Origin of the sequence: Caballeronia sp. LZ043 (genome assembly GCF_031451075.1) — a bacterium.
GTDB lineage: Bacteria > Pseudomonadota > Gammaproteobacteria > Burkholderiales > Burkholderiaceae > Caballeronia.
Window position 1 is genome coordinate 1,209,406 of sequence record NZ_JARUXT010000002.1, and the last position, 22,842, is coordinate 1,232,247.

The 22,842-nt window shown below is 65.0% G+C and carries 23 protein-coding genes; 13 read left to right on the top strand and 10 right to left on the bottom strand.

What is annotated here, in order from left to right; genetic code table 11:
- Window positions 1–73 precede the first annotated feature (73 nt).
- Window positions 74–922 (top strand): ABC transporter substrate-binding protein, encoded by an 849-nt coding sequence (locus tag QCE64_RS19095; protein ID WP_310005543.1) that lies wholly within the window; start codon window positions 74–76, stop codon window positions 920–922.
- 153 nt (window positions 923–1,075) lie between these two features.
- Here the strand turns inward: QCE64_RS19095 and QCE64_RS19100 are convergent, their stop codons facing one another.
- Together QCE64_RS19100 and QCE64_RS19105 are read right to left on the bottom strand one after the other, a co-directional pair.
- A complete protein-coding gene (locus QCE64_RS19100; RefSeq protein ID WP_404987397.1) occupies window positions 1,076–2,383 on the bottom strand; it encodes an MFS transporter in 1,308 nt (435 codons plus the stop codon).
- A complete protein-coding gene (locus tag QCE64_RS19105; protein ID WP_310005545.1) occupies window positions 2,380–3,579 on the bottom strand; it encodes a M20 aminoacylase family protein in 1,200 nt (399 codons plus the stop codon). Before QCE64_RS19105 ends, QCE64_RS19100 begins: the two co-directional genes overlap by 4 nt.
- 126 nt (window positions 3,580–3,705) lie before the next feature.
- On the opposite strand from QCE64_RS19105, the gene QCE64_RS19110 reads away from it, so the two are divergent.
- On the top strand, window positions 3,706–4,629 hold the full coding sequence (locus QCE64_RS19110) for a LysR family transcriptional regulator (protein WP_309920704.1): 924 nt from the start codon (window positions 3,706–3,708) through the stop codon (window positions 4,627–4,629).
- Here the strand turns inward: QCE64_RS19110 and QCE64_RS19115 are convergent.
- Window positions 4,626–5,564, bottom strand: coding sequence for a LysR substrate-binding domain-containing protein (locus QCE64_RS19115; protein WP_310005547.1), 939 nt, complete (start codon window positions 5,562–5,564; stop codon window positions 4,626–4,628). The two genes, QCE64_RS19110 and QCE64_RS19115, sit on opposite strands and share 4 nt — an antisense overlap.
- A gap of 101 nt (window positions 5,565–5,665) precedes the next feature.
- Here QCE64_RS19115 and QCE64_RS19120 point away from each other — a divergent pair, with 101 nt between their 5' ends.
- The gene (locus QCE64_RS19120; RefSeq protein WP_310005549.1) at window positions 5,666–6,886 is read left to right on the top strand and encodes an MFS transporter; all 1,221 of its coding nucleotides are present in this window, start codon (window positions 5,666–5,668) and stop codon (window positions 6,884–6,886) included.
- 10 nt (window positions 6,887–6,896) lie between these two features.
- On the opposite strand, the gene QCE64_RS19125 is transcribed toward QCE64_RS19120, so the two are convergent.
- Window positions 6,897–7,142 carry a hypothetical protein gene (locus QCE64_RS19125; protein ID WP_310005551.1) on the bottom strand — a complete coding sequence of 82 codons (246 nt, stop codon included), beginning with the start codon at window positions 7,140–7,142 and terminating at the stop codon, window positions 6,897–6,899.
- 276 nt (window positions 7,143–7,418) lie between these two features.
- On the opposite strand from QCE64_RS19125, the gene QCE64_RS19130 reads away from it, so the two are divergent.
- From QCE64_RS19130 to QCE64_RS19145, 4 genes are all read left to right on the top strand, one after another.
- A complete protein-coding gene (locus QCE64_RS19130) occupies window positions 7,419–8,591 on the top strand; it encodes an epoxide hydrolase (RefSeq protein ID WP_309932047.1) in 1,173 nt (390 codons plus the stop codon).
- Window positions 8,592–8,867: 276 nt separating this feature from the next.
- Window positions 8,868–9,842 (top strand): ferritin-like domain-containing protein, encoded by a 975-nt coding sequence (locus QCE64_RS19135; RefSeq protein ID WP_309932046.1) that lies wholly within the window; start codon window positions 8,868–8,870, stop codon window positions 9,840–9,842.
- A gap of 253 nt (window positions 9,843–10,095) precedes the next feature.
- Complete coding sequence (locus QCE64_RS19140; RefSeq protein WP_310005553.1) at window positions 10,096–10,764, top strand: hypothetical protein; 669 nt, start codon at window positions 10,096–10,098, stop codon at window positions 10,762–10,764.
- 45 nt (window positions 10,765–10,809) lie between these two features.
- Window positions 10,810–11,166: a hypothetical protein gene (locus tag QCE64_RS19145; protein WP_309920685.1), complete on the top strand. Its 357-nt coding sequence runs from the start codon at window positions 10,810–10,812 to the stop codon at window positions 11,164–11,166.
- A 10-nt stretch (window positions 11,167–11,176) separates the two neighbouring features.
- On the opposite strand, the gene QCE64_RS19150 is transcribed toward QCE64_RS19145, so the two are convergent.
- The gene (locus QCE64_RS19150) at window positions 11,177–12,424 is read right to left on the bottom strand and encodes an ABC transporter substrate-binding protein (protein ID WP_404987398.1); all 1,248 of its coding nucleotides are present in this window, start codon (window positions 12,422–12,424) and stop codon (window positions 11,177–11,179) included.
- Between the two features lie 67 nt (window positions 12,425–12,491).
- Window positions 12,492–13,736, bottom strand: coding sequence for a DUF1479 domain-containing protein (locus tag QCE64_RS19155; protein WP_310005555.1), 1,245 nt, complete (start codon window positions 13,734–13,736; stop codon window positions 12,492–12,494).
- A gap of 94 nt (window positions 13,737–13,830) precedes the next feature.
- On the opposite strand from QCE64_RS19155, the gene QCE64_RS19160 reads away from it, so the two are divergent.
- On the top strand, window positions 13,831–14,787 hold the full coding sequence (locus QCE64_RS19160) for a helix-turn-helix domain-containing protein (protein ID WP_310005557.1): 957 nt from the start codon (window positions 13,831–13,833) through the stop codon (window positions 14,785–14,787).
- A gap of 15 nt (window positions 14,788–14,802) precedes the next feature.
- Here QCE64_RS19160 and QCE64_RS19165 read toward each other — a convergent pair whose 3' ends face one another.
- Window positions 14,803–15,846: an AraC family transcriptional regulator gene (locus QCE64_RS19165; protein ID WP_309920676.1), complete on the bottom strand. Its 1,044-nt coding sequence runs from the start codon at window positions 15,844–15,846 to the stop codon at window positions 14,803–14,805.
- Window positions 15,847–16,155: 309 nt separating this feature from the next.
- On the opposite strand from QCE64_RS19165, the gene QCE64_RS19170 reads away from it, so the two are divergent.
- The 3 genes from QCE64_RS19170 to QCE64_RS19180 all read left to right on the top strand — a co-directional run bounded on the left by QCE64_RS19170 (window position 16,156) and on the right by QCE64_RS19180 (window position 17,362).
- Window positions 16,156–16,989, top strand: a complete 834-nt coding sequence (locus QCE64_RS19170; protein WP_310005559.1) for a class I SAM-dependent methyltransferase — start codon at window positions 16,156–16,158, stop codon at window positions 16,987–16,989.
- A complete protein-coding gene (locus QCE64_RS19175) occupies window positions 16,986–17,162 on the top strand; it encodes a hypothetical protein (RefSeq protein WP_309920671.1) in 177 nt (58 codons plus the stop codon). The genes QCE64_RS19170 and QCE64_RS19175 overlap by 4 nt, the downstream gene beginning before the upstream one ends.
- Before the next feature lie 68 nt (window positions 17,163–17,230).
- On the top strand, window positions 17,231–17,362 hold the full coding sequence (locus QCE64_RS19180; RefSeq protein WP_309920669.1) for a DUF3563 family protein: 132 nt from the start codon (window positions 17,231–17,233) through the stop codon (window positions 17,360–17,362).
- Window positions 17,363–17,386: 24 nt separating this feature from the next.
- On the opposite strand, the gene QCE64_RS19185 is transcribed toward QCE64_RS19180, so the two are convergent.
- Together QCE64_RS19185 and QCE64_RS19190 are read right to left on the bottom strand one after the other, a co-directional pair.
- Entirely contained in the window at window positions 17,387–18,235 is an 849-nt protein-coding gene (locus QCE64_RS19185; protein ID WP_309932038.1) for an oxidoreductase, read from the bottom strand.
- A gap of 225 nt (window positions 18,236–18,460) precedes the next feature.
- Complete coding sequence (locus QCE64_RS19190) at window positions 18,461–18,694, bottom strand: adhesin (protein WP_309812610.1); 234 nt, start codon at window positions 18,692–18,694, stop codon at window positions 18,461–18,463.
- A 374-nt stretch (window positions 18,695–19,068) separates the two neighbouring features.
- On the opposite strand from QCE64_RS19190, the gene QCE64_RS19195 reads away from it, so the two are divergent.
- Window positions 19,069–20,604: an NADH-quinone oxidoreductase subunit M gene (locus QCE64_RS19195; RefSeq protein WP_309932036.1), complete on the top strand. Its 1,536-nt coding sequence runs from the start codon at window positions 19,069–19,071 to the stop codon at window positions 20,602–20,604.
- Between the two features lie 39 nt (window positions 20,605–20,643).
- Here the strand turns inward: QCE64_RS19195 and QCE64_RS19200 are convergent, their stop codons facing one another.
- Entirely contained in the window at window positions 20,644–21,588 is a 945-nt protein-coding gene (locus QCE64_RS19200) for a LysR substrate-binding domain-containing protein (protein WP_309932034.1), read from the bottom strand.
- A 172-nt stretch (window positions 21,589–21,760) separates the two neighbouring features.
- On the opposite strand from QCE64_RS19200, the gene QCE64_RS19205 reads away from it, so the two are divergent.
- The gene (locus QCE64_RS19205) at window positions 21,761–22,828 is read left to right on the top strand and encodes an ABC transporter substrate-binding protein (protein WP_309920657.1); all 1,068 of its coding nucleotides are present in this window, start codon (window positions 21,761–21,763) and stop codon (window positions 22,826–22,828) included.
- Window positions 22,829–22,842 lie beyond the last annotated feature (14 nt).

Sequence of the window (22,842 nt, forward strand, 5' to 3'; positions counted from 1 at the left end):
ATACGCCAGCACTTGCATATGGTAAATATATTTACTACTCTGTTCCTCAAGCCCATCTCGAAGGAGACGCTTCATGAATCAGATACCGCTCGACATCGCATTCTGGAACTATGACCGCGTTCATGCATTGAGGGATGGCACGGTCGGCATCGAGGGAGTGGAGGCGCGCTATCACACCGAGCGCATCGTCACGCAGATTTTCGAGGGCATGCTTCGTGCACGGCGCTTCGACGTCGCCGAGCTCGGCGTGACCTATCTTCTGCGCGCGATCGATTCAGGCGAGGACCTGCTCGCGCTTCCGGTGTTCCTGAACCGGTGCTTTCGCCATTCGGCCATCTACGTGAACAAGGCGAGCGGCATTGAGAGCCCGGCGGATCTGGCGGGCAAGCGGATCGGCGAACTGGCGCTCTATGGACACGACGCGGGCGTCATGGCGAAGGGCATGCTGTCCGACGAACATGGCTTCGACCCGGCACAGTGCCGCTGGCTGATAGGCGGCATCGACTTTCCGATGGACCCCATCGATTTCGTGGAAAGGCCTTATCCGGCGGGTATCGAAGTGGAATGGGCGTCGAAGGAAGTCGATCTGGGGCAACTGCTCGAAGCGGGCGAGATCGACGCGCTGATTTCCGCCGACATCCCCGCATGCGTGCTGCGAGGTTCGCCCAACGTAGGCCGGCTCTTCGAAAACTTCGTGGAGATGGAAAACGACTACTTCGCGCGCACGGGCATCTTTCCGATCATGCATACGGTGGCGCTGCGTCGTTCACTGGTGGAGGAACAACCGGAGATCGCGAAGGCCATCTATCGCGGGTTCTGCCTTGCAAAAGACGCCGCCCGCGAAGCATTGACGAAGGGCATGACCTTCAACAACATGGCGACGATGGTGCCCTGGCTCACCGATCTCATGCAAAGCAACTGAAGCAACTCGGCGACGACTGGTGGCCCTACGGCATCGAGCGCAACCGCAAGGCGCTCGATGCCATCCTGCGCTATCACCACGAGCAGGGGCTCACCCGCCGGCGTCATACGATCGAAGATCTCTTCGTGCCGTACCTTCTGGCGACCTGACTCTTCAGTCGAGCGCCTTGCCGCCTGTCTCCTCGAACATCGAGACGGCGATCAGCGAGATCAGCACGCAGCCGATCATGTACCACGCGGGCGCCATCTTGTTGCCCGTCGCGCGGATCAGCCACGCCGCGACCAGTTGCGCGGTGCCGCCGAACGCCGATACGGCGATCGCATACGCGCTCGACATGTAGCCCGCGCGCAGATGCTTCGGGAAGTTCTCCGGCATCAGCGCATAGGCGGGCGCGGAGCCCATCGTGTAGCACAGCATCAGCACGATCAGCGCGGCGAGCACGACCGGCAGCGACGGAAAATGCGTCATCACCCAGAAGGCCGGATACAGCAGCACGATCAGCGCAACGCGTCCGATCAGCGTCAGCGGCTTGCGCTTGCCCATGCGGTCCGACCATGCGCCGTAGATCGGGCACATCACGAGCGAGATCACGCTGGACGCGACACCCGCGAGCATCGACATCTTCGCCGGCAGTCCGAGGTACTGGATGCAGTACGTGGGCATGTAGTACATCATCACGTACGTCGACACCGACATGCCCATGATCGAGAAGATCGTCAGGAACCAGTTGCGCACGTAGAGGCCGCGCTTCGGATCCTCACGCGTGGCGACCGCCTTCGCGGCAGGCGGCTCTTCCTGGATGTGTCGGCGCAGATAGATGCCGACCGGCGCGATCAGCGTGCCCATCAGGAACGGAATGCGCCAGCCCCAGCTGTGCATGGTGTCATCGGAGAGCAGGAAGCCGAGGCTCGCCGCGAGACCCGAGCCGAGCAGCGCCGCCGCGCCCTGGCTCGCCAGCTGCCAGCTCGCGCGGAACCCGCGGCTCGCCGTGCCGCCCATTTCGAGCAGCGTGGCCGTGGCCGCGCCGAATTCACCGCCCTGCGCGAAGCCCTGCACGAGACGCGCGACCACGATCAGCAACGGCGCGGCCAGCCCGATCTGCGCGTACGTCGGCGCGAGGCCGATGGCCACCGAACCGAGCGCCATCAGCAGGATGGTCAGCGTGAGCGCGGGCTTGCGGCCGGCGCGATCGGCATAACGGCCGAGCACGAAGCCGCCGAGCGGACGCATCACGAAGCCGACCGCGAACACCGCGAACGCGAGCAGCGACGACGTCACCGGATCGTTCGACGGAAAGAACTGCCGGCCGATGGTCAGCGCGAAATAGCTGTAGACCGTGAAGTCGAAGAACTCGAGCAGATTGCCGATGACCGCCGCGAAGACGATCTTGCGCTGCTGCGCGGGCGACATCTGCACGTCATGCGCGCCCGCGCTGGAAAGCGATTGCGTCGTGGCGTTCATGCGCGGTCCTGGCTGAGGAAACGTTCGACGAGCCGCGTCCAGAAGGCCGCGCCCACCGTGAGGTTGTCGTCGTTGAAGTCGTAGCGCGCGTTGTGCAGCATCGGCTGGCCTTCGCCGTTGCCGAGCCGCACGAAGCAGCCGGGCACCTTCTGCAGGTAGAACGCGAAGTCCTCGCTGCCTGCGATCGGCGGAAACGGCGAGATGATCTTCTCCGGCCCGACCAGCTCTTCCGCGACCTGACGCGCGAATTCCGTCTCGGACGCGCTGTTGACGAGCACCGGATAGCCGCGGATGAAATCGATCTCGACGGTCGCGCCATACGCCTGCGCCTGCGCTTCCACCAATGCACGAATGCGCTGCTCCAGCGTCGCGCGCACCGTGGGCGAGAACGAGCGCACGCTCATTTCGAGCGTGGCGTCTTCGGGAATCACGTTGGCCGCGAAGCCCGAACGGAACGAGCCGACCGTGACGACCGCCGCCTCGTTCGGATCGACATTGCGCGCGACGATGGTCTGCAAGCCCATCACGATGCTGCTGCCGACCACCACCGGATCCACCGCGAGATGCGGACGCGCCGCATGGCCGCCCCGGCCGACGATGCGCAGCTTGACCGTGTCGCAGGCCGCCATCAGCGGGCCGGCGCGAAAGCCGAAGGTGCCGGTCGCGACGCCCGGATGATTGTGCAGACCGAAAATGGCTTCACAGGGGAAACGCTCGAACAGGCCATCGGCGATCATGCGTTCCGCGCCGCTGTCCGAACCGGCTTCCTCGGCGGGCTGGAAGATCAGGTGGACGGTGCCGTCGAAGTTGCGCGTCTTCGCGAGATGCTGCGCCGCGCCCAGCAGGACGGTAGTGTGGCCGTCGTGGCCGCATGCGTGCATCTTGCCGTCGTGGACGCTCGCGTAGGGCAGACCGGTCTGCTCCTTGATCGGCAGCGCGTCCATGTCGGCGCGCACGCCGACCGTGCGCTTGCTCGTGCCGGCCGAAAGCGACGCCACCAGCCCATGTCCGCCCACATTGCGGGTCACCGCATAGCCCCAGGCTTCGAGCTTGTCGGCCACGAATTGGGACGTTGCCGCCTCTTCGTACGACAGCTCGGGATGCTGGTGGATGTGATGACGGATTTCGTCGAGTTGCGGGCGGGCGTCGGCGAGATCGGCGAGTTCGCAGAAATGCTGTTCGTGGGCTTGATTCATGGCGCGGGGCTCCTCCTGTTATGGCTGCGCGGAAGTCATACGGCGAGTATTGCACCGACGAAAAACTCGACCGATGACTGCAACGCATCCAAAATGTTGCCTTCAAGTCAACAATGGACGGACGAAGTGAGCGATTCGATCGAGGATATCGGTGAGCGTGCACTGCGTTATCTCGCCGAAATCGCCGCGACTGGCGGCGTGCGGATGGCGGCGGAAACGCTGGGCGTGAATCCGTCGGTGATCAGCCGGCAGATCGCGGCGCTGGAGCGGCGGCTGCGCTTCCCGCTGGTGGAGCGGCGCGGACGGCATGTCGTGGTGACGGAAATCGGGCAGGTGCTGATCGAGCATTACCGCGACGGCCAGCGGCGTCAGCGCGACCTCGCCGCGCGGCTGGAGGAATACCGGCACCTGCGGCGCGGCCGGGTGGCGCTGGGCGTCGGCGAAGGGTTCATCGGCAATCTGATTGCGCGCGCGCTGCAACGCTTCTCGATGAAATATCCGGACATTCTGGTGGAGATCCGCTCGGGGCCGACGCCCGCCGTGCTCTCGATGGTGCGCGACGACGCCGTGGACATCGGCCTCTCGGCCCGTTCCGCCGATGATCCCGCCATGCGCATGCATCCGTTCGCCGCGCGCCCGCTGTGCGCGGTGGTGGCGCCGACGCACCGCTTCGCCTCGATGCCGAAGGTGCCGCCCGCCGAACTGGAGGGCGAACGGCTCATTTTCATGACCGAGGCGTTCGGCGTGCAGCAATTCGTGCAGTCCCTGCTCGACGATGTGCGCCTGACGGTGATCCCGGCCTATCGCGTGGATTTGTTCAACACGGCGCAAACGCTCGCGGCGGCGGGACTGGGCGTGGCGTTCATGTCGTCGATCACGGCGCGGCGCGGCATCGACCTGGGCGAACTCGTGGCGGTGCCGATCGATCATCCGATCGCGACGGGCTTCGCCAGCCAGATGATGACGCGCGTCGGGCGTCGGTTGTCGCCTGCGGCGGATCACCTCTGGAAGCAGCTTGCGCAGAGCTTTCTGGAGGAGAAAGTGCGTTAGGGCGTCACCGCGTGACGTGACGCCTGCTCCCGGATCCATCCCTCGAACGCCATCACGGCGTCATCGTCCGCACGCTCGGCGTTCACGACCAGTGTGTAATCCGGCCCGCGCCACACCGGCCCCGCGAGCGGACAGACGAGACGTCCGGCGGCCATGTCGCGTTCGATCAGCGGCAGCGACGCCAGCGTCACGCCGAGCCCTTCCGACGCCGCGCCCAGTTGCAGGAAAACGTGATCGAAGTCGAGATGATGCGCGCCCTGCAGGCCCGGCGCACCCGCCGCGCGCAGCCAGTCGGACCACGCCGTGCGCGTGCTGGTGGAATGCAGCAGCGTGTGGTGGCGCAGATCGGCGACGGTATGAATCGGATGGCTCAGCAGTGTGGACGGACTGCACGCGGGCAGGCGGACATCGGGCATCAGTGTGCTGGAGTGCAGGCCGCTGGCTTCCTCCGGACCCGAGCGCACGCCGATATCGAAGGCATCGCCGACATAGCGCAGCCTGCGCGACGTAGTGGACAGCCGCACGTCGATATCCGGATAACGCGCCTGGAAATCGGCGAGGCGCGGGATCAGCCAGCACAGCGCGAAGCTCGCCAGCGCATTGACGCGCACGACGCCCGTGATCCGGCGAGTGATCGATTCGTGGCGCAGCCGCGTGACCGAACTGCTCAGGCGCGCGAACGCGCCGTTGACGTCATTGAGCAAGGCCGCGCCTTCGTCTGTAGGCACGACGCCGCGCGAACGGCGCTCGAACAGCGGCACGCCGAACCAGTCCTCCAGCAGGCGGATCTGCTTGCCGACCGCCCAGTGCGTGACGTGCAGCTCTTCCGCCGCAGCGGCGAAGCTGCCCAGGCGTGCAACGGCCTCGAAGTGCCGCAAGGCGTTCAGCGGCGGCAGCTTGTCGGGGTCTTTCGAGGTGCGTCCGTGCGTGCTCATGAGGTGACTTTTTTTCCCGTCTCACCCGATTTTACGTCAGTTGCCGGGCGTTTCTGGGCCACCTAGACTCGAAGGCTCGGAACCATCACGCTCATCGAAGCATGCGACTCTTTTCCTTCTCTTCCCCGGTCACGCGCGCGGCTGACGATCGCGGCCAGCCGGGCGTCGAAACGCGCAAGCGCGTCCTGTGGCTTTCCTGCGTGGCCCATGCGCTGCACGACGGCTACACCGACATGATCTACGCCCTGCTGCCGGTCTGGCAGGCGGACTTCGGCCTGGGCTATGGCGCGCTGGCCATCCTGCGGGGCGTGTACGCCGGCACCATGGCGACGCTCCAGCTACCCGCCGGACGTCTCGCGCGTACGTGGGGCACGCGCGCGACGCTCGCCTGCGGCACGCTGCTGGCCGCGCTGGGTTATGCGGTCGCGGGGCTGTCGGGAACGCTGCCGGGCTTGTGCGTGGCGCTGGCTGTCTCGGGGAGCGGCTCGAGCACGCAACATCCGCTGGCCTCGGGCGCCGTCTCGCGCGCCTATGGACGCCAGGCGCGCGGCCCGCTGAGCGTCTACAACTTCGCCGGCGACCTCGGCAAGTCCGCGCTGCCGGCGGCCATCTCGCTGCTCATCACGGTCATGCCGTGGCGGCACGCACTCTGGGCGATGTCGTGCATCGGCATGCTGGTCGCCGCAGTCATTGCACTTTTTCTCCCGTCGATCCCGCGCAGCGCCGCCGTTGTCGAAGAGCCCGCGCCGCAGGCCGTGCAGGGCGCGCGTTCGGGCTTCTCGCTGCTGCTCACCATCGGCGTGCTCGATACCGCCGTGCGCATGGGCCTGCTGACCTTCCTGCCCTTCCTGCTGAAAGCCAAGGGCATCTCCCCGGCGATGATGGGCACGGCGCTCGCGCTGGTGTTCATCGGCGGAGCAGCGGGGAAGTTCGTGTGCGGCTGGCTCGGTGCGCGCATGGGTCCGATCGGCACCGTGCTGGCCACCGAAGGCGGCACGGCGGCGCTGATTCTCGCCGTGATCTTTCTGCCGCTCGCGCCCGCGCTCGTCGTGTTGCCGCTGCTCGGGCTGATGCTCAACGGCACATCGTCCGTGCTGTATGGAACGGTGCCGGAACTCACGCCGGTGGAACGCACGGAGCGCGCCTTCGCGCTGTTCTATACCGGCACGATCGCGTCGGGCGCGCTCGCGCCGGTGGCTTATGGGCTGCTTGGCGACCGCATCGGCGTGCAGGACGCCACGATCGCGACCGCGCTGACGGCGCTGGTCATCGTGCCGGTCGCGCTGATGCTGGGGCGGCATCTGCGCGAGACGGGCAGCTAAAGGAAGAGACTCAGAGAGACGGCGCGGCGTCGAGCAGCATTCGCACGGGGACATCTGGCCGGACTCGCACGGCCAGCCGCAGCGCTTCGGCCTGACTCGCCGTGACGACGACGAAACAGCCATTGCCGTGCGCAAATTCGATACGCCATCCCGCGCAGGGACGGGGGCGAACGACTGTCTCGGAGATGTCGAAGCCTTCGGTGGTGACCACGGTCGATCGAATCCCGGCGCGTTTCAGTGCTTGTGATTGTGCCATGCATGGCCGTATCTTCTCGACGCTTCAATGAAGCCGGACAAGGCTTTCATCAAAGTTCATGCGCCTTTTTACCGCGACCTTTTGGCAAAAGGTCGACAGAGATCGATTCCGCCGCGGACATCGCTCGCATCGCTCCGAAAAGAACCAGCACTGAAGCGTTCAGGACGCTCATCGTGGGAACAGCCATTGCGGCCGGTCACACCCAAGCCATGTCTTCCCATTCATGAGAGATCACGATGACCTGTTGCCGATCATGGCGTTCCCGGCGTAAGTTCAGTGCGCACCTTCCCGTGCTTCCCCAAGGAGACTCCGATGAACGATTTCAAGGTCGACTGGACCGCGGCAAGCTTTGATCAACTTCGCCGTAAAGTCAGGGACGTTTCCCTTCCTGCTCTTCCACAGGAGAATGGCTGGTCTTACGGCTGTGATCCGGCCTACCTGAGATCCTTTCTCGACTTCTGGGCCGACGAGTTCAGCCTCGACGCCTGCGTACGCGAACTGAATCGCTTCCCGCAGATCATGGCGCGGGTCGATGATCTGGATATCCACGCCATCCATGTGATCGGCGAGGCGCGCGGAACCAACCCGCTCCTGCTGCTTCACGGCTGGCCCGGCTCGGTCGTCGAGTTCCGCGATGTCATCGAGCCGCTGGCTTTTCCGTCACGGTTCGGCGGCAGCGCAAGCGACGCATTCGATCTCGTCATTCCATCGCTGCCGGGTTTCGGATTCAGCGCGAAGCCGGCCTCGCCGATCGGCGCGCGGACGACCGCCGGCATCATGAACACACTCATGCAGCAACTCGGCTACAACCGATATCTGGCGCAAGGCGGCGACTGGGGTTCGGGAATCGCCGCGTGGCTGGGGATCGAGCATCGTGCGGCCGTCAAGGGCATCCACTTGAACTACGTGCTCGTCCATCCCGATGCCCAGCCGCAAACCGACGAAGAACGCGAATGGAAAACCAAGGTCGAGCGCACGCAACAGACACTCGGCGCATACGCGCAGCTTCAGGGGAGCAAGCCCGCGTCGCTGGCCTATGCGATGCATGACAACCCGGCTGCGCAGGCGGCATGGATACTCGAACGGTTCCACGACTGGTCGGATCGGCGGGAAAGAAGCTTTGAAGAGATCTTCCCGAAGGAGCGGCTGCTCGCCAATATCCTCGTCTACCTGATGAACGATGCCTTTGCGTCCTCGACGAACTTCTATCTCGGCAGCCGGATGGAAGGCGTCCGGCAAATGCCGTCTGGGCATACCGTCGATGTCCCGACCGCGGTGACCTGCTACCCGGATCCGCGCATGCCGGCGCCGCCGCAGAGCTGGGTGCGCAAGGGCTACGATCTCAGGCGCTGGAACGTAGCGCCGCAAGGCGGACACTTCGCCGCGATGGAAGCACCTGCGTTCTTTGTCGAGGACTTGCGGGGCTGGTTGAACGATTCACGCCGATAGCGAGTCAGCCAGCGAGCGCCAACGAACGCGCCTTGGAATCGGCGTTCGATACCGACTACCGCATCCCGGCTCCGGTAAAGGTACGCGAATTGGTGAACGAAGTGAAAGCATCTGTTACGGCGCGAATCCGGTTGGAGACCGCTTCTCGTATCGCCCGATGAGCGGTACGAGCTGAGCGCGAAAGCTCATGTTGCAGGTCCGCTCTCCCGCGGCGTGCGTTCATCCCGATCCGGACTGAACACACGCCGTCCAACGATCAGAACCAAGGAGATGGACATGGCAGACAATGCTTCGATCACCGACGTATTCGAGCGGCGCGTCGAACGGCGCGAGAAACGGCGCCAGTTCTTTCGCAGCGCGGGCGGTCTCGGCTTGGGGCTCGTGGGCGGCACCATTCTCGGCGCATGCGGGGGCGGCTCGGGCGATAACGCCAACGCGGCAAGCGGCCCGACCGACGCCGAGATTCTCAACTTTGCGCTGAACCTCGAATATCTCGAAGCGACCTTCTATGCCTATGCGACGACCGGGGCCGGCCTGCCTGCGAATCTCATGAGCGGAACCGGCACGCCCGGCAAGGTGATTCCGGGTCAGCAGGTGTCGTTCTCCGATCCCGTCGTGGCCGCCTATGCACGGGAGATCGCGAAGGATGAACTCGAACACGTGGCCTTCCTGCGCACGGCGCTGGGCACGTCGGCGGTGGCCATGCCCGCGCTCGACGTGGGCGGCACGGATCCCAATGGCGCGTTCTCGCTCGCGGCGCAGGCTGCGGGCCTTGCGCCCGCTGGCACGCCGTTCAACCCCTATCTGAACGACAATAACTTTCTGCTCGGCGCGTTTATCTTCGAAGACGTCGGCGTCACGGCCTATAAAGGCGCTGCGCCGCTCATCACCAACAAGACCTATCTCGAAGCGGCCGCCGGCATTCTGGCGGCGGAGGCTTACCACGCGAGTCTCGTGAGGACCGTGCTGTACTCGAAAGGCATCCAGACGCCGAGTCTCGTGAGTGCAACGCAGGCCATTTCGGATGCACGCGACTCGCTGGATTCATCGAGTGACGTGGACCAGGGCATCGCCGGCGTGAACGCGGATATCTCCAACATCGTGCCGCTCGATAACAACGGCATCGCCTTCAGCAGAAGTTATGACGACGTGCTCAACATTGTCTATCTGAACAAGGGCGCGGTGACGCAAGGAGGGTTCTTTCCTGCCGGCGTCAACGGCACGCTTCACATGAGCAGCGCTTTCGCCTAAAACGAAGTCAATGGCCTGAACGTCCGGTCGCGACGGCTCCAGGCCCTCTCGCGATCGGACACCAAACCTTGGAGGTTCTTCATGCGCGATTTGTCTGCGGGTGCATGGCGTTTCCGCATCCGGCTCGTCCTGGGCGTCTCATTCCTGCTCACGGGTGTGGCGCTGCAATTGCTCCACTCACGGTGATCTCTGCTGCACTGATCGTCGTTCAATCTTCACTTGAATTCATTCATCGGGAGGAACACACGTTTTGATGATCCGTCGATTCGATCGGCCTGTTGTTATCGGTGTGAGCGTGACGGCCCTGGTCGTTGCGCTCGCAGGCGTGTGGCTCAAACACGATGCGCCACGCGTGGACGATCAGATGAACTCTTCACGGCAACGCGGGGCGGTGTCGGCGGGGGCGGTGCGGGAGCAGCCTGTTCCCGCAGCTCGGATTGCGCCAGCGCCGGGCGCGGCCGTTGACGCGCGGGACGAAAGCAAGAGCACACCCGAAGCAGACCGGCCTCCTGCAGAAGCCAAACCGGCTCCGGAGACGAAGAGCGCACGTTCGGATCACGTAGCCAGCACGAAAGCACACGCCAAACGGTCCGCGCAACTGCGCAATGAAATAGCGCAAGCGCACAAGCCGACCGTCTCCCGGCCTCCCGCTGATCCGCTGCCCGTCAATGAGCCTCCAGCGGCCGAGACAGCAAAGCCTGACGCAGCGCAGAGCGAGCAAGCTGTGTCCGCAACGCCGGCACCGCCTGAACCGGCGCGTTCTGCACCCACAGCCGATACCTCGACAGGTCCCAAAACCCGCAAGCAAGTGGAAGACGAACTGCGCGCCGCGAGGAACAGCGGCGCCCTGCCCCGTTTCGGCAATCCCGATCCGGCTGGACCCGGCGGTTCGCCGGGCAACCTCAGCCGATCATCCGAGTAGGCGAGGTTCTTCCCGCATCCGGCACACCGCTTCGCTCGTATTCAAGTGAAGAACCCAGGCGCTCTTTCACTGCTTTGGGATCGGTCGCAGGAACAACATCAGGAGATCGCCATGAACCATTCAAGCGCTTCCAGCAGGGTCCTTATCATCGGTGCGGGCGCATTGATCGCGCTCGCTTCATCCGTCGCACTTGCGGGAGGCAACGGCAACGGCGGAAACGGCAGCGGCGGCTCGCATGGCGCCGCGACGGCCGGAATGACCTATCACAGCGAGCCCGTGTCGAGCCCATGGAATCGCGTGCCGGGCGACATGAGCATGAGCAGCAGCGCTCGCCAGCGTGACAACGATGCATCGACCACCGCAAGCCGCGACATGCGCCAAGCGCCGAAATCCACCGAGTAAGTGCAGCGCGCTATTTCACCTTCGCCGCAGCGGCCAGCTTCCGCACGCCCTCCTTCGCATCCTCGTTCGAGTTCATGAAGGTGGTCACGACGTCGGTGATCGCGCCCGCCGTCACCGGCGATTGCAGTTCGCCGAACGCAAGCGACGGGAAAAAGCTGCCCGACTTGAGCGTCGCCTGCTCGTCGGCGCGGGACTTCTTCGCGCAACTGTCGAACTTGTCCATCGGCACATCCAGCCTGACCGGAATCGATCCCTTGTTCAGGCTGAACTGTTCCTGGAACCCGGGCGACATGATCGTCCGGGCCATCGCCAGCTGCCCTGGCGTAGCGTCCTTCTTGCCGTTCTGCTGGAAGAACACGAAGGCATCCGCCGTGTACGTGAAGGCCTGCGCCGTGCCCGGCGCGGGCGCGCACACGAAATCGGCATCCGCCTTCTTGTTCGCGTTCAGGAACTCGCCCTTCGCCCAGTCGCCCATGAACTGCATGCCGCCCGAGCCGGAGATCACCATCGCTGTCGCGAGGTTCCAGTCGCGGCCGTGATAGGCCTTGTCGAAGTAGCCGCGGATCTTCTGCACGGTCTCGAAGACCTGCACCATCTGCGGCGAAGTGAGCGTCTTCTGATCCAGATCGATGAGCGCCTTGCGATAAAAGTCCGCGCCCTGCGACAGCACGACCGTCTCCCAGATCGTCATGTCCTGCCACGGCTGGCCGCCGTGCGCGACCGGCGTGATGCCCGCTGCGCGAAACTTGTCGGCCAGCGCGAAGAACTCCGGCCACGTGTTTGGCGGCTGGCCGCCTACCTTGTCAAGGTCGGCCTTGTTGATCCACAGCCAGTTGATCCGATGCACCGAGAACGGCACGGCCACGTAGTGACCGTCCGCTTTCATCCCCTGATCGATGGGCGCGGGCAGATGACTCTTCCAGTCGGAGGCGGCCTGATCGATCGTGACGAGCACGCCCTGGTCGGCCCAGTCCTGAATCAGCGGCCCCTTGATCTGCGCCGCCGATGGCGCGTTGCCCGAGATCACCTGCGTCTTGAGCGCCGTCATCGCGGCCGTGCCGGACCCGCCTGCCACCGCGAAGTCCTTCCACTCGTAGCCCTGCTTGCTCATGTCGTCCTTGAGCACGCGGATCGCCTTCGATTCGCCGCCCGACGTCCACCAGTGCAGCACCGAAAGCGCTTCCGCCGCGTGTCCCGCCTGCATGCCCGCGATGAGCAGTGCGGCTGCCGCCGCCATCGACGTCAAGTGTCGTTTCATTCCAGTCTCCGAAGTATTTTTATGGATGCAACGCAATGCAACGCCATGCAACGCTCAAGCCGCCGGACTACAGGTCGAATCCGAGTTGCGACCGGCCGAGCGGCGTCAGATCGTCTGCCGTGGCACGGCCGATGAAGTCGGTTTCGAAGTGATCGGCGGGAAAGTCGGGCGGGCTCTCGCCCTTCAGGAAGCTCGGCCGCTGACGCCTGAGATACGCGTCGTTCTTCGCGCACGCGGGCGCCGACGCGATGTACATCACGTTGCTGTAGCCCGCGCCCTTGTGCTCGTCCTCGACCGCGTGAATCACGTCGCTGTGCCAGAACACGGTGTCGCCGGCCTCCATCTTCGGGATCGACGACAGCGCCTCGAACAGCGGCGCATGAAACTCTGGCCGGATGGAGAGCGCGCGACCGGGCATCGCGCCGCACAGGTCGTCATCGGCGACATCGTCCTGAAGCGCGCGCAACAGGATGTACACCATGGCGTTGGCGATGGGCACGAGTTGCAGCGTGCCGTCGCCCGGACCTTGCGGCGTCAGCGCGGTCCAGCCCTGGAAGGTGCGGAACATCGAGCACACGGCCGGCGAAGCAATCTCCTCCACGTCGGTGCGATGCGCGGCGTCGAAGGCATCGTAGGCGCGCCAGTTGCCCGCGAACACGTGCCGATAGACCTTGCGGAAATTGCCTTCGATCCAGCGTTCGACGGAGCCGCCGTCGCAATGCGCCGAGAGCCCAAGCGATGCCGAACCCGGCGGCCTGCGCCGCAAGCGGTCGGCGTAGACAGGCACGCGCGAAGGATCGAAATGCACTCGCCCTTCGCTCTCGTGACGCCATAACCCGTTGAGAAAGGTGCGCGCTTCGGTCAGCGCTTCCGACTGGCGCGCCAGCACTTGCGGCTTTGACCAGTACACGCCATAGATCTGCGGCTTGCTGGACGCCAGTTGACCGAAGTACTTGTCTTCGGCGCGGTGTTCGAGACGCTGGTCGAGATGATTGCGCTCCACGTACGCCGCGATGTCGTCGTCCCAGCCCTGCACCAGCGCCCGCGGAAAGACGCCGCGGATCACGCACGCGCCGCGCGCTTTCACGAGCGCGATGTGCGCATCGGAAACGCGCTTGCCGGCGATGTCGGCGTACTGGATTTCGGGGATGACGTTCTCGCCGCGACCGCGCTGTGCAGCGATCCTCCGTGCTTCCTCGCTGATGGCTTCCTCGACTTCCGCGAACACCTCGCGATAGTTCGGCAAGGCCGCGCGTAACTCCTTTTTTGCCTGACGGATCGCGCCCGGCAAGTCGTCGATATGCAGCGCCATGATCGTCTCCCGTGTAAATAGCCTGAGCGCAAGCATATGACGCACGCCAAAACCTCGGTGATACTATTCAGGCAATCTCTTCGCGTATCCGGTCATGAAACCAGCCTACGAACACGTGGAGTTCGGCGAGGATTGTTCGGTGCGGGTATACCATCGGCGGCTGCCGCGCATACCGTTCGAATGGCACCATCATCCCGAGTACGAGCTCACGCTCACCATGAACAGTCACGGCAAGCGTTATATCGGCGATGCCGTCGATGACTACGCCGCGCAGGATCTCGTGCTCGTGCCGCCGGACTTGCCGCATACGTGGTCGTCGAACAAGTCCGTCGAGCCTTCCGCGCCGCAGGTGGCCATCGTCATCTGGTTCGACGGCGACTGGGCGCGGCGCATGGCGGATTGCTGCCGCGAATACGAGCCGCTGCGCAGGCTGTTGCGCCGCGCCGCCTGCGGACTGGCCTTCGAGCCGCCTGCGGGCGAATGGATGCGCGGCCGCCTGGAACCGTTGTTGTCGCACGTGGCGCGCGAACGCCTGAGCGCCGCACTCGACATTCTCTGCACCCTCGCCGATGCTCCCGGCCGGCCGCTCGCCTCGCCAAGCGCCTTCAATCAGACCGATACCGGCCCGTCCGGCCATGAGCCCGAGCGCATCAACCGGGTGCTGTCCCTCATCGACGCACGCTTCGCCGAGCCCTTGCGGCTCGCCGACCTGTGCGCGGCGGCGAGCCTGTCCGAACGCACGCTCACGCGCTACTTCGTGCAACACATCGGCGAGAGCGTCGGGCGGTATATCGCGCGGGTGCGCATCGGTCATGCATGCCGGATGCTCGGCGACACATCCCTGCCCATCTCCGTGATCGCCACCCGTTCGGGATTCGCGAACGTGGCCAACTTCAACCGGCAGTTCAAGGCCGCGAAGCTGACGACGCCGGCTGCGTATCGGCGGCGTTTTGCGACTGAACGTGCTGCAACGCAGGATGAAGAGGCTCGTCTGATGGAACGGTCGCCGTCGCTGCAACGCACGTCGAAGCAACGGCGCGAGCGCGCATGAAGCCACGCATGAGCTTTATGCAGCGATGCCGTCGGATGCCGTTCCGTCGATCACGCCCTTGCCCTGGCTGCGCCGCCAACTCGCGGGCGGCATGCCGAACTGGCGCTTGAACGCCCGGTTGAACGCCGCCTCCGAGTCGTAGCCGACACGCTCGGCCACCGCCGCGATCGAGTGCGGTCCGGACAGCAGGTCTTGTGCTGCGACTTGCAAGCGCCAACTGCCGAGATACTGCATGGGCGCCTGCCCGAGCAGTTGCGTGAAGCGTTGCGCAAACGCGGAGCGGGACAGGCCGACGCGGCGCGCGAGTTCATCGACGGTCCAGTCATGGCCGGGCTGTGCGTGCAGCGCGGCCAGCGCCTTGCCGACGAAGCGGTCGCCGACGCCCGCGAGCCAGCCGCGCCGGTCGGCGGGCATCGCGGTGATGCAGCGCCGCACGGCCTCGACGAACAGCAGTTCCGACAGCCGCGCCAGCACCGTTGCACTGCCGGGCCGCCATTCGGCCGCCTCCGCCGCGGCAAACTTCAACGACGATTCGAGCCACGCCGAGTGCGGATCGTTGCGCATGTCGACCTTGAACAGACGCGGCAACGACGACAGCACCGGATTGGCGAGCATGTCGTCGCATGCGAGAAAGCCGCAGATGATGCGCGTGGCCTCTGCTGCCTGCGTCACGTTCGCTCGATCCGGCTGGTCCGGGCCATAGCTCAGACGCATCACTTCGCCGGGCGAGGTTTCCAGATATCTCGCCACCATCACATCCGCCGACACCGGCGCGAGTTCGAGCGAACTGCCCATCAGATGCGCTTCGCCTTGCGGAACCACGAGCAGTTCGCCCGCATCGACACGCATGGCCGTGGCAGGGTCATCGGTCAGGGAGGCCCAGCAACTTCCCTCCACGATCAGGTGATACGACACGACGCGCTCGGCACGCGGCAGGAAGGTCGCGCACAGCGCCGGCGACACGTGACCGATCACGCACCACGGCGCAGTGAATTCGGCATTCAGGTATACCGCGCCGCTGAGACGCAGCAGCCGGAGAACATCGGAAAGCGCATCCATGAGCAGTCCAGGATCCGGCGTCCTGCGCAAGACATCTGGACGCACGGTCATTCATAAAATTCGCCCGCGCGCCAATACTTCTCTTCACGCGATGCCTCTTCGACAAGAGGTTAAACGCACCGGACCGAAACGCCAACCCGCAACTGCGGGGGATGCCCGCAAACGGTCGCCGCTTGCGGCGAAAGCAGGCGGCGCGGTCCGTCGACGATGAAGGAAGTGCCGAAGACAAAGCACCGTGGGCATGCGCATCGCCCGCGGGTTCGAGTCGTCGGGCGGCCTTCGCTCAACTCATTCATCAGGAGTCACGACATGTCCGCAGTCGCTTCCGCTATCTCGTCCGTCACCGATCTCTCCGCGGTCAAAAGCCGTCAACAAGCCGCCTGGTCGACGGGCAACTACGCCGTCGTCGGCACGACGTTGCAGATCGTCGGCGAAGCATTGTGCGAGGCGCTGGACTTGCGCGCGGGCAGCCGCGTGCTGGACGTCGCGGCGGGCAACGGCAACGCGACCCTCGCCGCCGCGCGACGCTGGTGCGAGGTCACGTCCACCGACTACGTCGCGTCCCTGCTCGATGCAGGCCGCGCGCGGGCGCAGGCCGAAGGACTCGACGTGCATTTCGAGCAGGCCGATGCCGAAGCGCTGCCGTTCGATGACGCCTCGTTCGATGTCGTGATGTCCACCTTCGGCGTGATGTTCACGCCCGACCAGGAACGCGCTGCGAGCGAACTGATGCGCGTGTGCAGGCCGGGTGGAAAGATCGGGCTGGCGAACTGGACGCCCGACAGTTTCATCGGACAGGTGTTCAGGACGATCGGGAAGTACATCGCGCCGCCTGCGGGCGTGAAGTCGCCCGCGCTATGGGGCACCGAGGCACGCCTTGCGGAACTGTTCGGCGGCCATGAGGCCCGCATCTCGGCGATGAGCCGGCAGTTCGTGTTCCGCTATCGCTCGGTGGCGCATTTCATCGATGTGTTCCGCACGTACTACGGTCCGATGAACAAGGCGTTCGCCGCGCTGGAAGGGGAACGGCAAGCCGCGTTTCTGCGCGACCTGACGGCGCTGATCGACAGCCGCAACTGCTCCGGCGACCGGACGCTCGTATTGCCCAGTGAATATCTCGAAGTGGTGGTGGAACGAACATGATCCTGCTCAAACGTCATCTGTTCGCGGCGCCGGCCGTCTGCACGCAACTGGCTTCGCTCGTGTTCCTCGCGAGGCTTCGCTATGGCTCTGTGCTGGTCGCGCTGCCGCTGTGCTCGTCGATGTGCTTCTTCGCGTTTCGCTTCGTGCTGTCGGTGTATGGCGTAGCGGTCTGACGATGCGCGCCTTGCCTGACTAGGCACTCCGGCAAGGCGCGCAGCGACATCATCGTTCGGAGGAACGCGTGATCTTCTATCTCTACCTGCTGTTTGAAAAAGCGCTCGATCTCGCCGAGCACGGGCGCCGCGATTCGTATCTGCGCGACGCCGTCGATATCGCCGAACTCGAACGCCGCATGCGCTCGTTCGATGACTGAACGACGCGCGCAGAGGTTGACGTCTTACTCGGGATCGAAGTCCGCCGATAGGCTCAGCTCGCGCAGGCCTTCGATGTCCTGCACGACCTGATGCAGCCGCCCGACCACCGCGTCATGGCCCCATGCGCCCAGCACGAGGTGACGCGGCGCCTCGGCGTTGTTGGCGATCGAGATCATCGCCTCGCCGGCGCGCACCGGATCGCCGGCCTGGGTGCCGCTCGTCGCGCGAGTGCCTGCCTGGCGCTTGCCGGCGGTGTCCGCGTAGTCGTCGATCCGCGTCACGGTCTGACGCAGCGAACGGCCCGCCCAGTCGGTGCGGAACGGGCCCGGCTCCACGCAGGTCACGCCGATGCCGAGCGGCGCCACTTCGGCGCGCAGCGAATCCGACCAGCCCTCGACCGCATGCTTGGACGCCGCATAGTAGCCGGAGCCCGGAAAGCCGATGAACCCCGCTACCGAACTGATGTTGATGACGTTGCCGCTGCGCTGCGCGCGCATGACCGGCAGGACGGCGCGCGTCATCGCGAACAGGCCGAAGACATTGGTATCGAACTGCTCGCGGATCTCGGCTTCGACGCCTTCCTCGGCCGTGGCCTGATAGCCGTAGCCGGCGTTGTTCACGAGCACGTCGATGCGGCCGAACTTCGCGCGGGCCGCCGCCACGGCCGCTTCGATGTCCGCTGAGCGGGTGACGTCGAGCGCCAGGGCCAGCACGCGGTCTTCCGCGCCGCGCGCGAGTTCGGCGAGGCTCGACGCATCGCGCGCCGTCGCCACGACGCGCCAGCCTCGCGCGACGATCAGGCCGGCGAGTGCGCGGCCAAAGCCGGTCGAGCAGCCGGTGATGAACCAGACAGGAGTTTGGGAGGTTGACATGAGGTGTTCCGGGTAGGATCCCGCCGCGGCAGGATGTGGACAGAGCCCGCCGGGACGCAGGAGCGCTACGGCACGGCTTCAGACCGATAGCTTATGAAGCTCGCCGGCCGGCAAAAAGAGCCCCGTCCTGGATACACCTGTCAGCGAAACGGGCTAATAGACGCGCCGCACCGCGCCACGTCAGCAAAGAGAAAGGGATTGAAAGCAAAAACCGAAAGCCGCTTGTCAGCGAGCGCGCTCCGCCGACCCCATCACCAGGCATTGCGCCCTGAACGCTTCCCCCTGGCTGCTGGCGGCCGCATGGCTCAAGCCCTTGCCGAGCGCGTCGAATTCGACCTGCGAGGCGTGGCGGACACAAGATGCGCTATCGACGTCACGGCCCTGCGCGTGCAGCGCGGTGCGATCGGCGACCAGATAGGCAACGAGCGCAAATACAGCAATGTTGAATGCTTTTTTCATGCGTGTCTCCTTGGCTCTAGGCTAAGGGCCAGACTTGGAGAGGCAAATCAGGGCAAGCCCGGAGACGCCATGCGCCCCGTGCAGCAAACGATTGCGCCGCCTCATGCCGACCTCGTACCCGATGTCAACGCCATGCCGCGCAATGAACTTGATACGCGGCAAATTCCACGAAATTATTTCTTTTGAGTTATCCTCGTTAACCCTAGGCAACAGGCTTTCATTTTCGTTTCATACGCGCGCGAGGCCTTTCCTTACGCGCAACTTTCCCGCCCGTCGTCCATCAAGCCGCCGCGCAGTCCGTCGCGAGCCCGCCTCACCGCGTGCCCGCCGCGTTTTTTTGCCCGATCCAAAGCAACCCGATCTAAAGCAACCGTATGCATCTGCCGTCCGTTCTCAGCTTTCTAATCTGGATCCCCGTGGTGTCCGGCATCTTCGTGCTGACCTTCAGCGCGTCGGCCACCCTTTCGCGAGCCGTCGCCCTGTTCGGCGCGGTGCTCGGCATCCTGCCGCTGGTCCCGCTGCTCGCCCACTTCGATGCCTCCTCCAGCGCCATGCAGTTCGTCGAGCAGATCGACTGGCTGCCGCAGTTCGGCATCTCGTACCACCTCGGCGTGGACGGCATCTCGCTCTGGTTCACGGTGCTCACCGCCGTCACCACGCTCATCATCTTCATCGCGTCGTGGCAATCGGTGACGAAGCAGGTGGCGCAGTACTACGGCGCGTTCCTGGTGCTGTCCGGCTGCATGCAGGGCGTGTTCGCCTCGCTCGACGGCATGCTGTTCTTCGTCTTCTTCGAAGCCTCGCTGATCCCGCTGTATCTGCTGATCGGCACCTGGGGCGGCGGCGAGCGGCGCGTCTATGCAGCGCTGCGCTACTTCCTGATCTCGCTGGTCGGCTCGCTCGCGATGCTCGCCGCGCTCGTCTACCTGTGGACGCAGGCGCACAGCTTCGACATCGAGGCCTGGCGCGCGCTCAAGCTCGACTTCACGCCGCAGGTCGTGATCTTCCTGTGCTTCGTCGCGGCCTTCTCGGTCAAGGTGCCGATGTGGCCGGTGCATACCTGGCTGCCCGACGTCAACGCGGAAGGCCCCACGGGCGCGGCCGTGCTGCTCGGCATGCTGAAGGTGGGCGGCTATGGCCTGATGCGCTTCGTGCTGCCCATCGTGCCCGACGCGTCGCACTTCTTCGCCCCCGCGATGATCACGCTGGCGCTGGTCGCCGTGATCTACGGCAGTCTCGTGGCGCTCGCGCAGACGGACATGCGCAAGCTGCTCGCGTATTCGTCGGTGGCGCACATGGGTCTCGTGACGCTCGGCCTCTTCACCTTCGACCGCCTCGGCACCGAAGGCGCGGTCGTGCAGATGCTGTCGTACGGCGTGGTCTCGGGCGCGATGCTGCTGTGCACCGGCGTGCTGGTCGACCGCACCCGCAACGGCTCCATCGACGCTTACGGCGGCGTCGTCAACACCATGCCGAAGTTCGCGACCTACGCCGTGCTGTTCTCGATGGCCAATGTCGGCCTGCCGGGCACGTCCGGTTTCGTCGGCGAGTTTCTGGTGCTGATGGGCGCGATCCGCCTGAACTTCTGGATCGGGGCGATTGCCGCGACCACCTTGATTCTGAGCGCGGCCTACACGCTGTGGATGGTCAAGCGCGTGATGTTCGGCGCGGTCCGCAACGAGCGCGTGGCCTCGCTGCGCGACCTGGGCAAGCGCGAGTTCGTGCTGTTCGGCGCGATGGCGGTGCTGGTGCTGGGCATCGGCGTGCATCCGAAGACCTTCACGGACGCGATCGGTCCTTCGGTCGAGCATTTCCTCTCGGCGGCTCAAGGCTCGTCCCTTCCGGACGATGCCGGCGCGGCCTCGTACAACGCGCACAGCGTGGCCGAAACCGAGCGCCAGCCCGGCTAAGCTTTCCGACGCGCGGGCGCCCTGCCCGCGCGCGCCTCGTCAGCGGCCGGCCGCCACCGCGCGCCGCGCCCGCCGTGGCGGCGGCTCCACCACATCCTCCAGCAGTTCCTCGTGCAGTTCGCGCAGCACGTCCACGAACGCCGACGCAAGCCGTTCGCGCGGCCGATGCGGCGGAAACAGCAAATACGTGGGAAAACGCGTGTCCGGCAGGAACGGACGAATCGCGATCTCCGGCCCCCGGTAGTCCCGCGCGACGATCGGATGCGCGAGCGTCACGCCCATCCCATGCCGCACCATTTCGCAGCACATGGCCGTGTACTGCGCCTCGATGGCCAGCACGCGCTTGACGCCCGCGCGCTGGAACACTTCGTCCATGAGCGCGCGCGTGCCGTCGCCGTGACACAGCGAGATGAAGGACTCGCCTTCCAGGTCCTCCGGCCGGATCACGCGCTTGCTCGCGAGCCTGTGCTGCGCGGGCATCACGCACACGGCCGAAACGCTCGATAACTGCTCCACTTCACAGTCCGACGCCTCGCTCACATACACGGCCACGCCGAGATCGCAGAACTGCGACGCCGTCCAGTGGTTCACCGTGCCCGACGTGTTCACGTGCAGCGAGACGGTCACTTCCGGAAAGCGTTCGACGAAGCGCTTGATCGCATGCGGCACGAGCGTGATGCCCGCCGAGGGCATCGCCGCGATGCGCAGACGGCCGCTGCCGAGATTGCGGATTTGCGCGGCCGCGTTGGCGAGTCCCTGCAAGCCGACGAACGCCCGCTCCACTTCACGGAAGAACGCGGTGCCCTCGCTGGTCGGGATCAGCCGCACGCCGCTGCGCTGGAACAATTGCAGGCCGGTTTCGCGTTCCAGTTGCGAGATCAGGCGGCTCACATTCGGTTGCGACGTGAACAGCGCCTTGGCTGCCGCGGTCATCGAACCGGACACCATGACCGCCCGGAATGCCTCGATGTGCTTCAGGTTCATCGTGGGTTTCTCCCCGTGTTTTCCCTGTTCTCGTTAAGCCGAGTCCATATCATTCCTGCATGGATAGCTATTTTATTCGTATTGGACGATATGGTTTGACGGCGCGACACTGATTTTCAGCGACGGGCGCAACAGCCCGCTCCCCCACATACCGGATCTGGAGATCGTCGTCATGAGAAGCGCGCTGCATCGCCGTCTGTCCGTCCTGTCCCGCACCGCTTTCGCGGGCGTCTCGATCACCGGCGCGCTGGCTGCGCCGCTCCTTGCCCACGCCGAAACCACGCTCTATGTCGCCAATGTCGGCGGCTCGAACGAGCAGCTCTACCGGCAGAAAATCATTCCGCCCTTCGAGAAGGCACACAACGTCAAGATCGTCTACGTCGCGGGCAATTCCAGCGACACGCTCGCCAAACTCCAGGCGCAGAAGGGTCATCAGCAGATCAACGTCGCCGTGATGGACGACGGCCCCATGTATCAGGCCATGCAGATGAACCTGTGCGCGAAGCTCGATGACGCGCCGATCATGCAGGACGTGTATCCGCTCGCGAAGCTCGGCCCGACGGCGGTGGGCGTCGGCATGGTGGCGACGGGCATCGGCTACAACGAGGAAGCCTTCAAGAAGGCCGGCCTGCCGCCGCCGGATTCGTGGAAGGTGCTCACCGACAAGCGCATCAAGGGCAAGCTCGGCGTCCCGCCGATCACCAACACCTACGGCCTGCATACGCTCGTGATGCTGGCGCGCCTGTCGGGCGGCGGCGAGAAGAACATCGATCCCGGCTTCACCGAGATGACGAAGCAGGTCGCGCCGAATGTCCTCTCGTGGGCGCCGACGCCCGGCGAGATGGACGGCCAGATGCAGTCCGGCGACGTGATCCTCGCGCCGTATGGCAGCGGCCGCGCCGTCGCGTTGCAGAACACCGGCTTCCCGCTCAAGTTCATCTACCCGAAGGAAGGCGCGGTGGCCTTGCAGGTGGCCGCGTGCGCCATTGCGGAGAACGCCCAGCCGCAGCTGTCGCAGCAGTTCGTGCAATACCTGCTGACGCCCGAAGTCCAGATGCTCCAGGCGCAGAACATCGGCCTGGGTCCGGTCAACAAGACGGTGAAGCTCACGCCTGAAGTCGCCGCGCGCGTGCCCTACGGTCCCGATCAGATCGCGAAGCTGACCGCGATGGACTGGACCACGATCAACCAGCATCGCACCGAATGGACCGAGCGCTGGAACCGTTCGGTCGAGCGCTGAGCCGCACACGCGAT

What these genes read in the sequence shown, in the direction of transcription:
- QCE64_RS19095 (WP_310005543.1), top strand. Translation starts at nt 74, where the DNA reads ATGAATCAGATACCGCTCGACATCGCATTCTGGAACTATGACCGCGTT.
- QCE64_RS19100 (WP_404987397.1), bottom strand. Translation starts at nt 2,383, where the DNA reads ATGAACGCCACGACGCAATCGCTTTCCAGCGCGGGCGCGCATGACGTG.
- QCE64_RS19105 (WP_310005545.1), bottom strand. Translation starts at nt 3,579, where the DNA reads ATGAATCAAGCCCACGAACAGCATTTCTGCGAACTCGCCGATCTCGCC.
- QCE64_RS19115 (WP_310005547.1), bottom strand. Translation starts at nt 5,564, where the DNA reads ATGAGCACGCACGGACGCACCTCGAAAGACCCCGACAAGCTGCCGCCG.
- QCE64_RS19120 (WP_310005549.1), top strand. Translation starts at nt 5,666, where the DNA reads ATGCGACTCTTTTCCTTCTCTTCCCCGGTCACGCGCGCGGCTGACGAT.
- QCE64_RS19125 (WP_310005551.1), bottom strand. Translation starts at nt 7,142, where the DNA reads ATGGCACAATCACAAGCACTGAAACGCGCCGGGATTCGATCGACCGTG.
- QCE64_RS19135 (WP_309932046.1), top strand. Translation starts at nt 8,868, where the DNA reads ATGGCAGACAATGCTTCGATCACCGACGTATTCGAGCGGCGCGTCGAA.
- QCE64_RS19140 (WP_310005553.1), top strand. Translation starts at nt 10,096, where the DNA reads ATGATCCGTCGATTCGATCGGCCTGTTGTTATCGGTGTGAGCGTGACG.
- QCE64_RS19150 (WP_404987398.1), bottom strand. Translation starts at nt 12,424, where the DNA reads ATGAAACGACACTTGACGTCGATGGCGGCGGCAGCCGCACTGCTCATC.
- QCE64_RS19155 (WP_310005555.1), bottom strand. Translation starts at nt 13,736, where the DNA reads ATGGCGCTGCATATCGACGACTTGCCGGGCGCGATCCGTCAGGCAAAA.
- QCE64_RS19160 (WP_310005557.1), top strand. Translation starts at nt 13,831, where the DNA reads ATGAAACCAGCCTACGAACACGTGGAGTTCGGCGAGGATTGTTCGGTG.
- QCE64_RS19165 (WP_309920676.1), bottom strand. Translation starts at nt 15,846, where the DNA reads ATGGATGCGCTTTCCGATGTTCTCCGGCTGCTGCGTCTCAGCGGCGCG.
- QCE64_RS19170 (WP_310005559.1), top strand. Translation starts at nt 16,156, where the DNA reads ATGTCCGCAGTCGCTTCCGCTATCTCGTCCGTCACCGATCTCTCCGCG.
- QCE64_RS19175 (WP_309920671.1), top strand. Translation starts at nt 16,986, where the DNA reads ATGATCCTGCTCAAACGTCATCTGTTCGCGGCGCCGGCCGTCTGCACG.
- QCE64_RS19185 (WP_309932038.1), bottom strand. Translation starts at nt 18,235, where the DNA reads ATGTCAACCTCCCAAACTCCTGTCTGGTTCATCACCGGCTGCTCGACC.
- QCE64_RS19190 (WP_309812610.1), bottom strand. Translation starts at nt 18,694, where the DNA reads ATGAAAAAAGCATTCAACATTGCTGTATTTGCGCTCGTTGCCTATCTG.
- QCE64_RS19195 (WP_309932036.1), top strand. Translation starts at nt 19,069, where the DNA reads ATGCATCTGCCGTCCGTTCTCAGCTTTCTAATCTGGATCCCCGTGGTG.
- QCE64_RS19200 (WP_309932034.1), bottom strand. Translation starts at nt 21,588, where the DNA reads ATGAACCTGAAGCACATCGAGGCATTCCGGGCGGTCATGGTGTCCGGT.
- QCE64_RS19205 (WP_309920657.1), top strand. Translation starts at nt 21,761, where the DNA reads ATGAGAAGCGCGCTGCATCGCCGTCTGTCCGTCCTGTCCCGCACCGCT.